Source organism: Microbacterium sp. (assembly GCF_031988965.1).
Lineage (GTDB): Bacteria > Actinomycetota > Actinomycetes > Actinomycetales > Microbacteriaceae > Microbacterium.
Window position 1 is genome coordinate 1 of record NZ_DALZXX010000075.1, and the last position, 14,005, is coordinate 14,005.

Annotated in this window: 13 protein-coding genes; 5 read left to right on the plus strand and 8 right to left on the minus strand. The window is 68.6% G+C overall.

Annotation, left to right across the window (positions count from 1 at the left end; translation table 11 throughout):
• The 3 genes from RTM68_RS12190 to phnD all read right to left on the minus strand — a co-directional run.
• A partial coding sequence (locus tag RTM68_RS12190; protein ID WP_312171246.1) for an ABC transporter permease subunit occupies nucleotides 1-1,189 on the minus strand: 1,189 nt, incomplete at its 3' end.
• Nucleotides 1,186-2,049 carry a phosphonate ABC transporter ATP-binding protein gene (gene phnC, locus RTM68_RS12195; protein ID WP_312171247.1) on the minus strand — a complete coding sequence of 288 codons (864 nt, stop codon included), beginning with the start codon at nucleotides 2,047-2,049 and terminating at the stop codon, nucleotides 1,186-1,188. The genes phnC and RTM68_RS12190, both read right to left, overlap by 4 nt.
• Before the next feature lie 131 nt (nucleotides 2,050-2,180).
• The gene (phnD, locus tag RTM68_RS12200; protein ID WP_194765610.1) at nucleotides 2,181-3,110 is read right to left on the minus strand and encodes a phosphate/phosphite/phosphonate ABC transporter substrate-binding protein; all 930 of its coding nucleotides are present in this window, start codon (nucleotides 3,108-3,110) and stop codon (nucleotides 2,181-2,183) included.
• 170 nt (nucleotides 3,111-3,280) lie between these two features.
• On the opposite strand from phnD, the gene RTM68_RS12205 reads away from it, so the two are divergent.
• Nucleotides 3,281-4,024, plus strand: coding sequence for a GntR family transcriptional regulator (locus tag RTM68_RS12205; RefSeq protein ID WP_312171250.1), 744 nt, complete (start codon nucleotides 3,281-3,283; stop codon nucleotides 4,022-4,024).
• Nucleotides 4,025-4,257: 233 nt separating this feature from the next.
• On the opposite strand, the gene RTM68_RS12210 is transcribed toward RTM68_RS12205, so the two are convergent.
• Nucleotides 4,258-5,406: a histidine kinase gene (locus RTM68_RS12210; protein WP_312171253.1), complete on the minus strand. Its 1,149-nt coding sequence runs from the start codon at nucleotides 5,404-5,406 to the stop codon at nucleotides 4,258-4,260.
• Nucleotides 5,407-5,632: 226 nt separating this feature from the next.
• On the opposite strand from RTM68_RS12210, the gene RTM68_RS12215 reads away from it, so the two are divergent.
• Nucleotides 5,633-6,286: a response regulator transcription factor gene (locus tag RTM68_RS12215; protein WP_228528755.1), complete on the plus strand. Its 654-nt coding sequence runs from the start codon at nucleotides 5,633-5,635 to the stop codon at nucleotides 6,284-6,286.
• Between the two features lie 42 nt (nucleotides 6,287-6,328).
• Here RTM68_RS12215 and RTM68_RS12220 read toward each other — a convergent pair whose 3' ends face one another.
• Nucleotides 6,329-6,730, minus strand: coding sequence for a GNAT family N-acetyltransferase (locus RTM68_RS12220; RefSeq protein WP_312171259.1), 402 nt, complete (start codon nucleotides 6,728-6,730; stop codon nucleotides 6,329-6,331).
• Between the two features lie 103 nt (nucleotides 6,731-6,833).
• Nucleotides 6,834-7,703 carry an EamA family transporter gene (locus RTM68_RS12225; RefSeq protein ID WP_312171261.1) on the minus strand — a complete coding sequence of 290 codons (870 nt, stop codon included), beginning with the start codon at nucleotides 7,701-7,703 and terminating at the stop codon, nucleotides 6,834-6,836.
• Nucleotides 7,704-8,002: 299 nt separating this feature from the next.
• On the opposite strand from RTM68_RS12225, the gene RTM68_RS12230 reads away from it, so the two are divergent.
• From RTM68_RS12230 to RTM68_RS12240, 3 genes are read left to right on the plus strand one after another with little or no spacing between them, the layout of a single operon-like run.
• On the plus strand, nucleotides 8,003-9,286 hold the full coding sequence (locus tag RTM68_RS12230; protein ID WP_312171264.1) for a M18 family aminopeptidase: 1,284 nt from the start codon (nucleotides 8,003-8,005) through the stop codon (nucleotides 9,284-9,286).
• Between the two features lie 56 nt (nucleotides 9,287-9,342).
• The gene (locus RTM68_RS12235) at nucleotides 9,343-10,788 is read left to right on the plus strand and encodes a cytosine permease (protein WP_312171267.1); all 1,446 of its coding nucleotides are present in this window, start codon (nucleotides 9,343-9,345) and stop codon (nucleotides 10,786-10,788) included.
• Complete coding sequence (locus RTM68_RS12240; protein WP_312171269.1) at nucleotides 10,785-11,336, plus strand: isochorismatase family protein; 552 nt, start codon at nucleotides 10,785-10,787, stop codon at nucleotides 11,334-11,336. The genes RTM68_RS12235 and RTM68_RS12240 overlap by 4 nt, the downstream gene beginning before the upstream one ends.
• 135 nt (nucleotides 11,337-11,471) lie before the next feature.
• Here RTM68_RS12240 and RTM68_RS12245 read toward each other — a convergent pair whose 3' ends face one another.
• A complete protein-coding gene (locus tag RTM68_RS12245) occupies nucleotides 11,472-13,235 on the minus strand; it encodes an ABC transporter ATP-binding protein (protein WP_312171271.1) in 1,764 nt (587 codons plus the stop codon).
• Nucleotides 13,232-14,005: ATP-binding cassette domain-containing protein (locus tag RTM68_RS12250; RefSeq protein ID WP_312171273.1), on the minus strand; the 774-nt coding region annotated here is incomplete at its 5' end. The genes RTM68_RS12245 and RTM68_RS12250, both read right to left, overlap by 4 nt.

Consider the following 14,005-nt stretch of genomic DNA (forward strand, 5'->3'; position numbering starts at 1 on the left):
GCGCGATGGCGACCGTGTCGACCATGGCCGACACCATGGCCGAGGTGTCGTAGTTGCCGAACGACGGCGGCCAGAACCGGGCCGCGACCTCGGGCAGCTTGGCCCAGAAGGTGAAGAAGTCGCCCCAGTTGATCTGGCTCACCACGACGCTGCCGATCACGACCAGCACGGCGATCACGCCGCCGATCGTGTGGCGCACGCGTTCGGCGGTCCACGGCCGGGGCACCGCCGCTTGAGGACTGGCGGCCCACGCGGGACGTTCGGCTGCCGAGGCCGCGGTCGCGTCGGCGTCGCGCAGACGCGGGTGGAGGATGCGGTCGATCCACGACCGGGTGTGCTTCTGTCGGCCGAGCATCGCGCCGCGCACCATGCTCGAGACGATCTCCATCGCGATGCACAGGATGAAGATGACCAGTGCGATGCCGAGGCCCTTGCCATAGTTGAGCGCCTTGAACGCATACGACATCTCGAGACCGAGACCCGCGACCCCGACGTAGCCGAGCACGACGCTGCCGCGCAGGTTGATGTCGTTGCGGTGCAGCACGGTGGCGACCCAGCTCGGCAGCACCTGCGGCAGGATGCCGGAGCTGAACTCCTGCATCTTCGAGCCGCCTGCGGCGCGGATCGCCAGACGCGGCCCTTCGTCGATCTGCTCGATCGCATCCGCGAACATCTTCGAGATCATGCCGATCGAGTGGATGCCGATGGCGAGGATGCCCGGGAGCGTGCCGAGCGAGAACATGAGCACGAACGCCATCGCGAGCACCACGTCGGGGAGTGCGCGGGTGAGCACGCCCACGAAGCGGGCCGCCGCGCGCCATCCGTTGCCCGGTGTGGTGTTCGACGCCGCGAGGTAGGCGATCGGCACGGACAGCACCGCGGCGACAAGCGTGCCGACGAGCACGAGTCCGACGGTGAGGGCGATCAGCCAGGCGAGGTCGGCCGGCTCGGGAAAGGAGAGCCCTCCCACCCGTGCCATGAAGTTCTCGGCGTTGCCCCAGCTCTGCACCATCGCCGGGATCGAGATGCCCACCTCGTTCACGGCGAGCACGCCGAGCACGACGAGGGCGAGCAGGGTCAGCGAGGCGGCGATCCGTTCCGGCGAGAGCGGACGCTTCGGCGCGCGATCGGCGACGGCGCCGCCACGCGGACGGGTTCCGGCGCCTGCGGGAGAGTCGAGGAGTGTCACGAGACGCGAGCCCTGTCTTCGGCCGGCACGGCACCGTCACCGTCGAGCGCGGCCGAGCCGTCGGCGAGCTCCATCGCGACCGCCTGGATCTCTGCCGTGGTCGTGGCGACGCGACCGTAGATCTCCATGACCTCGGACTTGGTGAGGTCGGTGGTCGGGGTGTCGAGCACGACCTCGCCGTGGCGGAGCCCCACGATGCGGTCGGCCCACGAGATGGCGAGATCGACCTGGTGCAGGCTGCACACGACCGTGAGGCCCTCATCGGCGGCGATCTCGCGGATCAGCGCCATGACCTGGTCGCTGGACTCGGGGTCGAGCGAGGCGACGGGCTCATCGGCGAGCAGGATGTCGGGCTTCTGCATGAGCGCGCGGGCGATCGCGACGCGCTGCTGCTGCCCGCCCGACAGGGTGTCGCTGCGCTGGTAGGCCCGGTCGAGCAGGCCGACGCGGTCGAGGTGCTCGAGGGCACGGAGCTTGGCGGCCCGCGAGTAGCCCCACAGCCCGAGGCGTGGGCCGGTGACCGACGACAGCGAGCCGGTCAGCACGTTCTCGAGCACGGTGAGCGAGGGCACGAGCTCGAACTGCTGGAAGATGAAGCCGACGCGGCTGCGCAGCGCGCGAAGGGCCTTGCCTCGAAGGGCCGGGACCTGCTGTCCGAGCACCTCGACCGAGCCTGCGGTCGGGATCTCGAGGCCGTCGAGATGGCGCAGCAGGGTGGACTTGCCGGATCCCGAGAGGCCGAGGAGCACGACGATCTCGCCGCGTGCGACCTGCAGAGAGGCATCCTTCAGTGCGGTGGTCGACCCGAAGGTCTTGGTCACGCCGTCGAGGCGGATCAGGGCATCGGATGCCGCGTTCATGTCAGTTTCTCCTCGTGATTGTCTGAAGCCCGATCGTCGAGCGAGCGGAGCGAGACGACACGCACGGAGACCTCTGTGCGCGCCGTCTCGCTCCCTCGCTCAACGAACGGGAGCGAAGCGGATGCCTGAGATCAGGCCTTGCACTGCTCGGCTTCGGTCTCTTCGCAGATGTCGCGGATGAGGTCGTAGTACGCGTCGTCGACCGGGCTCGTGGCGTAGAACACGCTGCGGAAGGCGTCGGTGTCGGCGCTGTCGATGCCCGCGGCGATGATGTCGTCGATCGTGATCTCGGACAGACCGTCGATCAGCGTCTTCGAGACATCGTCGGGAAGGGTCGAGGAGTAGACGAGCGGGGCGCCGGGCACCATGGTCTCGTCGATGACCTTGACGGCATCCGACTTCTCGACCTCGGAGTCCTCGGCGAAGCCGACCTCGCACTCGACGCCTTCGCCGACCTTCTGGACGCTCACGTCGTGCTTGCCCGCGAACACCGGCGTGATGTCGGTCTTGGGGTCGATGCCCGCCTCGAGCAGGTTGTACGACGGGAAGAGGTAGCCCGAGGTCGACGACGGGTCGACGAAGCAGACCTTCTTGCCGGCGAAGTCCTCGTAGCTGTCGATGTCGCTGTCGACCGGGACGATCGCCTGCGAGTAGTAGCCGGGCTCCTGGCCCTCTTCGGTGACGATCGAGGAGATCGGAGTGAGCTTCGCACCGTTGTTCGTGGCGGTCACGTACGTGAAGCCGGAGAACGACGCGACGTCGACCTTGCCGGCGACCGCGGCCTCGATGAGGGCGGCGTAGTCGGTGGACTCGTGGTATTCGACGGTCTTGCCCGAGATCTCGGCGATGTAGTCCATCAGGGGCTGATAGTTCGTCTCGGTGTCGACCGAGTCGGGCACGACGCCGAACACGAGAGTGTTCTCATCGACCGCGAAGCCGCCGGCGGTCGACGACTCTGCGGCACCGGAGTTGCCGGTCGCCTCCGCGGCGCCGGAGCACGCGGAGAGGCCGAGCGCGAGGATCGCGGCGCCGGCGAGAACGGGGAGAGCACGGAGCTTCATGAGGACCTTTCGAGGGTGAGGGAGGTGATCCGTCAGCCACTCTGACAGGCGAGAGGTCGAGATATATACCTAACTCGGAAGAGTTCAAGGTCCGTTCACCCGGACTTTCCCCGGATGAACACCAGAGAAACGTGCATCCGGAGGAGGGGCTGCCGAAGTAGTATGCCTATGTGGCCGAAGCTGTATACACCCAGATCGCCGACGACCTGCGCTCGCAGATCCAGGCGGGCACGCTGCGCCCCGGAGACGACGTGCCGACCGAGGCCGACCTCGCCGAGCGCTGGCACACCTCACGCGGCCCGATCCGGAACGCCCTCGCGACGCTGAAGGCCGAGGGGCTCATCGACACCGGACGCGGGCGTCCTGCGCGCGTCGTCTCGCAGAAGGCGAGCCAGGCCGTCGATGTGTCGGTGCCGTTCACCCGGTGGGCACGGGAACTCGGCGTCGAACCGGGCGCGAAGACGCAGGAGCTCAGCCTGCGGCGTGCCGGTGACCGGGCGGAGCTGCTGGGCGTCGCGCCCGATGACATCATCGTCGGCGTGGTGCGCCTGCGCCTGCTCGACGGCCGACCGACGATGCTCGAGAGGCTGTTCTTCACCGAATCGGTCGGACGCGAGCTCTTCGCCGTCGATCCCGATGAGATCTCCATCACCGAGTACCTCGGCTCGCGCGGGCATCCGATCGTCGGGCTGCAGCATCAGATCGACGCGGTGGCGGCCGATGAGCAGGACGCCGCGCTGCTGCAGGTTCCCCAGGGAACGCCGATCCTGCGTCTGAGCAGGATCTCGCGCGACGCCGAGGGACACATCTTCGAGGCGTCGGAGGACCGATACCTCAGCGAGGTGGTGCGCTTCACGGTGGCGGCATCCGGAATCTCCACGGATGGGCACTACATGAGGGCGGTCGGCGGCTGAGCCGCTGCGATCGCTTCGCCGTCAGATAGCTCTGACAGAAGAGAAGCCGATCGCGAGCGCGATGGGGATCAGATTCCAAGAACCGCGCTCGCGATCACAGCGCTGGGGATGCGCTATTTCTGGGGTATTACCAATGTAAACCGCGTATTCACCGAGGGAGTACGGTCTAACGTCGAGATGTGCCCTAGACCTTTGTCTAGTCTTGTCGTTGCACCAGCCCCGAGCGGCCCGCGTCAGACGCGTGCGATGGGCAGATGGGCCGAGACGACCCAGCGTCCATCGAGCTCTCCGGCGTCGAATGTACCGCTCGCGCCGAGGACGCGCTCGGCCATGCGCCCGATGCCGGTGCGACTCGATGAGAGCTCGCGACGCGGAGTCGCGGAGAGCGGGCTGGAGACGGTGAGCGCGGCGGAATCGTCAGTGACGTCGAGGTCGATCGAGATCTCCCCCTGTCCGGCGTACTTCAACGCGTTGGTCGCCGACTCGCGCATGATGCGCGCGAGGATGATCTCGGCCGCACGCGGGATCCGCTCGTCGGTGGGGTCGCCGCTGCGGAGCACGTGGTGCCCGGCGGATTCGAACTCCTCTGCGGCCTCGTCGATCGACGAGGCCAGGTCGCCCGACGGCATACCTGTCGAGCGGGGGCCGTCATCGGCGAGGTCGATCACGAAGCGGAGGTCGGTCATCGCCTTGCGCGCGGCGATGCGAATGGCCTCCTGTGAGGCCGCGCCTGCTCGATCGTCATCGAGCATCTGCACGTGCAGTGACACCACCGTGAGGTGGTGAGCGATGCTGTCATGCAACTCGCCGGCGATCCATCGTCGCTCGGCGAGAACTGCTTGTCGTTCCTGTTCGGCCTTCTCGGCCAGTTGCGCCTCGAGCGTCCGCCCCCTGGCGAAGGCGAGACGAAGCGCGTACCCGACGGCTCCGGACACAGCGGCCCCGACGAGGAAGATGCCGACATGGAAGACCTCGGTCGAGCCGCCGGTCGCCACCAGAGCGGAAGCGACGAGGAAGACTCCGACGTAGGAGAGGACCAAGGAGGTCCACCCGAGGCGCACGATCAGACCTGCCGCGAATGCGGCTGTGGTCAGTACCTGCGCTTGGGTTCCGGCAATGAATGAGAGCGCGAACACGACGCCGAGGGCGTATGTCGCGACGAGAGGCGACCAGAGATAGAGAGCCAGCACCACGCTGGACGCGATGCTGAGAGCTGCTGCCAGAGGCTCCAACCCCGGAGGGAGGAACAGTCCGACGATGTCGAAGGCGAGGATCGTACCGAGAACCGCCAGAACGGCGATCCGTTCGATCGTGCTGAGCTTCTCGCCCTTGCCGAGCCGGGTGACGTCGGAGCGATCACCCGTCGCAAGACTTGAAGCCATACTTCAGTATCTCCTTTTCGCCAGCTAGATTAACGATAGAAGCCGAAGAAGCGACCAACCTGATCCCAAAAAGACATATAAATTCACCTCCAAATGTGAACTTTCGTTTAGCGATGTATTCATCTTCTCGGTGATGATCACGCGGCACATCTGTCTCTCGGCTAGACCTCGCTAGCCAAAGGTCTATACCGCCGCACCCGTGGTTCACCACGGTTAGGCTTCCTCCATGCCCGAAATCCGCGTAGTGATCGTCGACGACGACCCTTTGGTGCGTTCTGCGCTCTCCCACTTCGTCTCACGGGACCCCGAGATCACCGTGATCGCCGAGGCGGAGACGGGCCTGGAGGGCATCGACACCGTCGAGCGAGAGCGACCCGACGTCGTGATGATGGACGTGCAGATGCCCGAGATGAACGGCATCGAGGCCACCGCGGTGATCAGCGAGCGCTGGCCGGACGTCAAGATCCTCGCGGTGACGACGCTCGACGGCAGCGACACCGTTCTGCCGATGCTGAGCGCCGGCGCATCGGGCTACATGCTGAAGGACTCGAGCGCTGCGAGCATCGTCGCCGCGGTGCGCGAGGTCTACAGCGGCGCGAGCTCGCTCTCTCCGCGCATCGCCTCACTGCTGATCAAGCACGTGCGCGACACCGAACCGGTGGGCGGCGACGGAACCCTCGAAGAGCTCACCGATCGTGAGGACGAGGTGCTGCAGCGCCTGGCTCAGGGAATGTCGAACGCCGAGATCGCACGCGCCCTGATCGTCTCGGAGGGCACGGTGAAGGCGCACCTCGGGCGCATCATGTCGAAGTGGCACGTGCGCGACCGAGTGCAGATCCTCGTCACCGCGGCGCACGCGGGTCTCGTCGAGTTCCGCTGACCCCGGTGCGACACGTGGGTCGCGCGCAGACTCCCGGAGCCCTCAGGTCGCCGTTGCCCTCGCCATGAACACGTCGACATCGTCCTCGCTCTCGACGACGAAGCCGTGACGCTCGTACAGGCGCCGCGCGGCACTCCCCTGCAGCACGTTCAACCGGTGGATCGAAGACTCTGCGTCAGTGGGCGCACCCGTGAGCACATCCGCGAGCACCGCCCCGCCGAGCCCCTCGCCCTGCGACTCGGTCGCCAGGTAGAAGTGCTCGATCCATACGGCATCCGCTTCCGGCCTGACCGCGATCGATCCCACGTCGGCACCGTCGACGACGATCACCCGCGTGTTCTCCGGAGTGAAGCCGTCGAGGAATCTGCGCCGCACCCGCACCGCGTCGAACCTGCCGAGCCGCTCGAGATCCGGGCGCATCACGACGGCGCGCAGCTCCGCCATCCACGACGCATCGGACGGGAGACTCGGGCGATACGACCAGGACACGACCACGACATCCATTCTGACAGCGCAGGCAGGGGCACCAGCAGCAGCGCCGGCACGATCACAGCGCCAGCAGCACGATCCCGGCGGCGACCACGGCCGATGCGGCGATCCGCCATCCCGGTCGACTCTCCTTCAACACGAACACCCCGAACAGGCTGACGAGCACGACGCTCACCTCACGCAGAGGCGCGACGAGGGCGACCGGCGCGATCTGGATGGCGGTGAGCACCAGGATGTACGAGAGCGGCGAGAGGATGCTGAACGCGACGATGCGTCTCCACTGCGTGCGCCCGAGCGTCCAGACCGCACCCCAGCGGCGACGCACGCCGATCGAGTAGAAGGGGATCTCGAGCAGCATCGTGCCGACCATGAACGCCACCGGCGACAGGCTCCAGGTGCGCACCGCGTGGGCATCCCAGATCGTGTACGCGGCGATCGCGACCCCCGTCAGCAGGCCGAAGACGAGTCCCGGATCGATGCGGCGCCGGGTTTCGGCATCCGCTCGCCCGCGGTCGACGAGACCGATCGCCACCACCCCGAGGATGATCGCCGCGACGCCGATCAGAGCGACCGACGACGGTCGCTCGCCCAGCACCAGCACCGCCACGAGCACCGACAGGAACGGACCGGTACCCCGCGCCGTCGCGTAGACCGTCGACAGATTGCCCTCGCGGTACCCCCGCTGCAGCACGGCCATGTAGACGACGTGCATCACCGCCGACACCCCGACGCCGAGCAGGAACGCGAGCAGGTCGTCGGTTCCGAGCCCTCCGGTGAAAGGGATCACGCCGATCCAGACGACGGTGCCCCCGACGGCCCCCCACCAGAGGAACGGCATCCCCGCCTTGCTGACGCCGTGCGCGATGACGTTCCAGGCCGCGTGGGTGACGGCCGCCGCGATGACGAGAGCGAAAGCGAGCGAAGACATGACAGACCCTCCTGCGCGTCGCGAGGCGCGACGAACGGGGTCCTCCGGGCTTTTGTCCTGTCAGATGACGGCACCCCTGCGGAGGAGCGCCGTGGCGCCGCTCGGACCAGACGGGACGTCGCATTCGCAGGAATGCAGGCGGCCCCGGAACCCTAGGCGCTATCGAGACCGACTGTAGGGGATGGAGATGTCCGGCCGGTGAACGGCCGGACACACCCGCGGGTCCCAGCCCCTTCCCCGCACTCCCCGGCATCCGACCCCGATTACGATCGAAGGACCGCCCCAGCAGGAAGGTCGCCATGCCCGTCACTCCGGACGCTCTCGCCCACGCCGAGGATCTCGCCGACTTCGTCGCCGCCTCGCCCTCGAGCTACCACGCCGCCGCCGAGGTGGCCCGGCGTCTGGAGGACGCCGGTTTCGAGCGTCTCGCCGAGGAGGATGCCTGGGATGTGACGCCCGGCGGACGCTACGTCGTCGTCCGCGACGGCGCGGCCATCGCCTGGACGATTCCGACGGATGCGGTCGCCACGACACCCGCGCACGTGTTCGATGCGCACACCGACTCTCCCGGCTTCAAGCTCAAGCCCCAGCCCACCACAGGCTCGAAGGGCTGGCTGCAGGCCGCTGTCGAGGTCTACGGCGGCCCGCTGCTGAACTCCTGGCTCGATCGCGAGCTGCGCCTCGCCGGGCGCCTCGCGCTCGCAGACGGCCGTGTCGTGCTGGCCGACACCGGCGCGATGCTGCGTCTCCCCCAGCTCGCCGTGCACCTCGACCGCGAGGCGAACACGGGGCTCGCACTCGACAAGCAGTATCAGACCCAGCCGGTCTGGGGCGTGGGTGACCCGTCGCAGGCCGACATCCTGGCCGAGCTCGCAGAATCGGCGGGTGTCTCTGCATCCGACATCCGCGGCTACGACGTGGTGATCGCCGACACCGCGCGCGGCGCCGTGTTCGGCAAGGACGACGCGTTCTTCGCCTCGGGTCGCCTCGACGACCTCGCCTCGGTGCACGCCGGAGTCGTGGCTCTCGAGAACATGGGCTCCCCCTCGAGCGGACCCCTCGCGATCCTCGCCGCCTTCGACCATGAGGAACTCGGCTCGAACTCGCGCTCCGGCGCGGCGGGTCCGTTCCTCGAAGACATCCTCGGGCGCATCTACGACGCCCTCGGTGCGGATGCCTCGGAGCGCCGACGCGCGCTGTCGACCTCGTGGTGCCTGTCGAGCGACGTCGGTCACTCGGTGCACCCGAACTACGCGCACAAGCACGACCCCGTCGTGCAGCCGGTGCTCGGCTCGGGTCCGATCCTCAAGCTCAACGCCAATCAGCGCTACGCGACGGATGCCGTCGGCTCCGCCGCGTGGCGCCGCTGGTGCGAGAGCGCCGACGTCACGACGCAGGAGTTCGTGTCGAACAACACGGTGCCCTGCGGCTCGACGATCGGCCCGATCACTGCGACGCGCCTCGGCATCCGCACGGTCGACGTCGGCATCCCGATCCTGTCGATGCACTCGGCGCGCGAGCTCGCGGGGGTCTCGGACCTGCACGACCTCACTCGCGTCGCGGGGGCTTTCTTCGCCGGCTGACTCCTGCGAGGCATCCGCAGTGCCCCACAGAGCCTGCGCAGTGCCAGGATGAGGGAATGACGGACATCAAGCCTGCTCTCATCGAGCGCGCGGGCATCGAGATCATCCCCGAATCCGAGCGCACGGCGAAGCCGCGAGACCTGTTCTGGCCGTGGTTCGCGGCGAACGTGTCGGTATTCGGCATGTCGTACGGATCGTTCGTGCTCGGATTCGGCATCTCGTTCTGGCAGGCGACGATCGTGTCGGTCATCGGCATCGTCGTGTCGTTCCTGCTCTGCGGACTGATCGCCATCGCGGGCAAGCGCGGCTCGGCGCCCACCATGGTGCTGTCCCGTGCGGCCTTCGGCGTGCAGGGTCAGAAGGTGCCCGGCATCGTCTCGTGGCTGACCTCGATCGGCTGGGAGACGTTCCTCGCGATCATGGCCGTGCTCGCGACCGCCACCGTCATCACGCAGCTCGGCGGCGACGGCGAGAGCATCGCGCTGAAGATCACCGCGACCGTGATCGTCGCCGCCCTGATCGTCGCGGCCTCGGTGCTCGGCTACCACACGATCATGAAGCTGCAGTCGGTGCTCACGTGGGTCACCGGTGCCGTGACGATCCTCTACATCGTGCTCGCCGCCCCGAGCATCGACATCGCCGCGGTCATGGCCCGGCCCGACGGCGGCCTCGGTCAGGTCATCGGCGCGCTCGTCATGGTGATGACGGGCTTCGGACTCGGCTGGATCAACATCGCCGCCGACTGGTCGCGGTACCAGAAGCGAACGGCATCCGACGGCGCGATCGTCGCCTGGAACACGATCGGCGGCTCGATCGCCCCGGTGATCCTCGTGGTGTTCGGACTGCTGCTCGCAGGATCCGACGACGAGCTCAGCGCCGCGATCGCCGCCGATCCGATCGGCGCCCTCGCCACGATCCTGCCCATCTGGGTCCTCGTGCCGTTCCTGCTCACCGCGGTCCTCGCGCTCGTCTCGGGCGCGGTGCTGGGCATCTACTCCTCGGGCCTCACGCTGCTGAGCCTCGGCATCCGCATCCCGCGTCCCTCGGCCGCGGCGATCGACGGCGTCATCCTGACCATCGGCACGATCTACGTCGTTTTCTTCTCCACCGACTTCCTCGGCCCGTTCCAGAGCTTCCTGATCACGCTCGGCGTGCCGCTGGCCTCGTGGGCGGGAATCCTGATCGCCGACATCCTGCGTCGCAAGAAGGACTACGACGATGACGCGCTGTTCGACAGTCGCGGGCGCTACGGCGCCTGGGACTGGATCTCGATCGGCACCATGGTCGTCGCGAGCGTGATCGGCTGGGGCTTCGTGCTCAACGGCTTCGCGGATGCCGCCCCCTGGAACAACTGGCAGGGCTACCTGCTCGGCCTCGTCGGCGGGGTCGACGGCGATTGGGCCTACGCGAACCTCGGTGTCTTCTTCGCTCTCGTACTGTCGTTCGTGGTCACCTGGTTCGCGCGGGCGGGCCGGATCCGCCGGCAGGAGCAGGGAGCGTGACGGGCGACTCCTGGCTGGTCGTGATCGACCCGCAGGCGATCTTCGCGTCGCCCGACTCCGCGTGGGGGTCGCCGTTCTTCGCAGACGTCGTGCCCCGCATCCGCTCGCTCGCCGAGTCGTTCGGCGAGCGGGTGATCGTGACGCGCTGGATGCCGACCGCCGATCGCTCGACCTCGTGGGGTGCGTACTTCACGGCCTGGCCGTTCGCCGACCAGCCCCCGACGGATCCGCTGTTCGACCTCGTTCCCGACGCGGTCGATCTGTCACCGCATCCGACGCTCGACCTGCCGACCTTCGGCAAGTGGGGCCCCGAGATCGAGGCGATCGTGGGTCGCGGCGCGCACGTCGTGCTCACCGGCGTCTCGACCGATTGCTGCGTCCTATCGACGGCGCTGGCCGCCGCGGATGCCGGGGCGCACGTCACGGTCGCCGCCGACGCGTGCGCGGGGTCGACGGCCGAGAACCACGCGGCAGCCATGCAGGTGATGGGTCTCTACCCGCCGCAGATCACGATCAGCGACACGGCGGCGGTGCTGGCCGGGCGCTGACTCGTCCCGTCCTGTCTGACGTCGCTGCTCCGGTCCCGATCTGCGGAGCATGACCCGATCTGCGGGCGAAATCGCCGGATCAGTCCGCGATCCGTGCACTCGTCCGCTGATCGGGCGCTGACGCGGCCCGTCCCGTCACCACGCCGTCCAGGCCGCCCACAGCTCGGCGTAGGGGCCGGGTGTCGCCACGAGCTCGCCGTGGGACCCCGACTGCACGACGCGGCCGTCGGACATCACGAGGATCCGGTCGGCGGTGGCCGCCTGGCTCAGCCGGTGCGCGATCACGATGCCGGTGCGGTCGCCGATCGCCCCGAGCGACGCCAGGTCCAGCACCTCCGAGTCCGCAGATCCCGCCTCGGCGGTGGCTTCGTCGAGGATCACGACGGATGCCGCCGACAGCGCCACGCGCACGAGAGCGAGGTGCTGCGCCTGCCCGGGAGTGAGCGGATGCCCGGCCTCGCCGATCTCGGTGTCGAGTCCGTCGGGCAGCCGCAGGATCCAGTCGGCGCCGAGCTGCGCGATCACGCCCCGCATCCGCTCGTCGTCGGCGTCGCTGAACAGTGCGAGGTCGTCTCGCACGGTGCCCGCGAAGACGTGCGGTTCCTGGCTGAGCATCACGACGGCATCGCGGAGATCGTGCGGATGCCACTGATCGATGGCGCTCCCGTCGTGGCGCACCGCGCCGCCGCCGACCGGCAGCGCACCGGCGAGTACGCGTGCGAGCGTCGTCTTGCCCGCTCCGCTCGCGCCGACGATCGCGACCCGCTCCCCCGGCGCTATCGCGAGCGAGATGGCATCGAGATCGCGTCGATCGGGACGGTAGCCGAAGTCCAGCCCCTCGACATCGATCGCCCCCCGCAGCGCCGTGCTGTCGCCGACGGGCTCGCCTTCCGACCCACGACGGATCGCGCGCTCGGCGGGAGTCGGCAGTCCGATCACACCGAACAGGCGCGCGAGGCTGGCCCCGGCATCCTGCAGGTCATCGATCCGGTAGAGCAGGCTGCCCATCGGGCCGAACAGTCCGAGGAAGTACAGCGCCGCCGCGGTCGCCGCCCCCAGCTCGACCTCGCCCCCGGTGACGAGCAGGTAGCCGACCACGAGCACGGCGGCGAGACCGACGAGCTCGGCTCCGTTGAGGAACACGTTGAAGTCGTTGCGCACGCGGGTCGCCCGTACCTCGAGCGCGATGGCGTCTTCGCTCGCCTCGGCGATGCCCGCGAGGTGGCGCTCTTCGGCGCGGAGAGCCCGCACGGTGTCGGCCCCGCGCACGGCCTCGATCGTGCGCTGGCCGCGCTCGGCCACGACCACCCGGTGCTCGCGGTACACCGGGGCGGAGCGCCGCAGGAACCAGCGCAGCGAGAAGTACTGGATGGGCGCCACGAGCAGCGCGGCGAGCGCGAATCGCCAGTCCATCAGCCCCATGCCGAGCAGGCTCAGAACGATGCTGAAGAGCGCGGTCAGGAAGGCAGGCAGAGCATCTTCGACCACCTGCCCGACGGCGCGGACATCCCCCGAGAGCCTGGCCACCAGATCTCCGGTGCCCGCTCTCTCGATGCGCGCGGACGGCTGTGCGAGCGCGGTCCGGAACGCCTGCTCGCGGACATCGCGGATGCTCCCCTGACCGAGCCGTGCGAGGAGCACGCGTCCCGCCCAGGTCAGCACGGAGCCGGCTGCGATGGATCCCGCCAGCGCGAGGCCGAACGGCAGCAGCGCGGCCCCGCCGGCGACGATGTCGTCGACCATCATCCCGATGATCCACGGGGCCAGGAGGGCGGCACCGACACCCGCGAACAGCGTGACGACCGCTGCACCGCAGAGTCCGCGACGACGACCGAGAGCGGCGAGAAGGCCCCGCGCGGTCTCGCGACGCGGGGCGATCGGAAGCTTCTCGTCGCTCATGCGTCCACACCTCGCAGATCGTGCACGCGGTGGCAGCTCGACAGCAGGGATGCGCGGTCGGTGAGCAGCACGATCGTCCGTCCCTCGGCAGCGAGGCCCGCGGCGACCTGCGCCTCGGTGATCGGATCGATCGCGGTGGTCGGCTCGTGCAGCACGACCAGGCGTTGCGGCTGATGCAGGGCGCGGGCGAGCAGCAGGCGCTGACGCTGGCCTCCCGACAGCCGGAGTCCTCGCTCCCCCACTCTCTCGGCGAGCCCGTCGGGCAGACGCTCGACGACCTCATCGAATGCGGATGCCGTGAGACGGGCATGGTCGATCTCGGTCGCGATGTTCTCGGCGGCCGACCCGGTGAACACGGCCGCATCGTGCGGAGGCGCGAACACCTCGGCACGCAGGCCGTCATGTCCCAGATGCGCGGCGTCGCGGTCCCCGATCACCAGCTCTCCCGGCTCGGGGTGTCGCAGACCGCTGAAGAGACGGGCGAGATCGACGATCCGGTCGGGATCGGCGCGGATGCCGGTGACCCGGCCCGCCGCGATGTCGAGCGTCTCTCCGTCGACCGTCAGACGTGCGACGACGTCCGTGGGGATCGGTCCGGCAGCGGTGGCCGAGTCGGCCGGGTGGGCCTGGTCGGCGTGGTCGGCCGGGTGGGCCTGGTCGGCCTGCGCGGCCTGCGCGGTGGGAGCATCCGCTCTCGCGCCGGCTTCTCTCGTGAACTCCGCGATGCGGGTGGCCGAGCCGTGCTTCGATGCGATCTGCGCGGGGAGGTA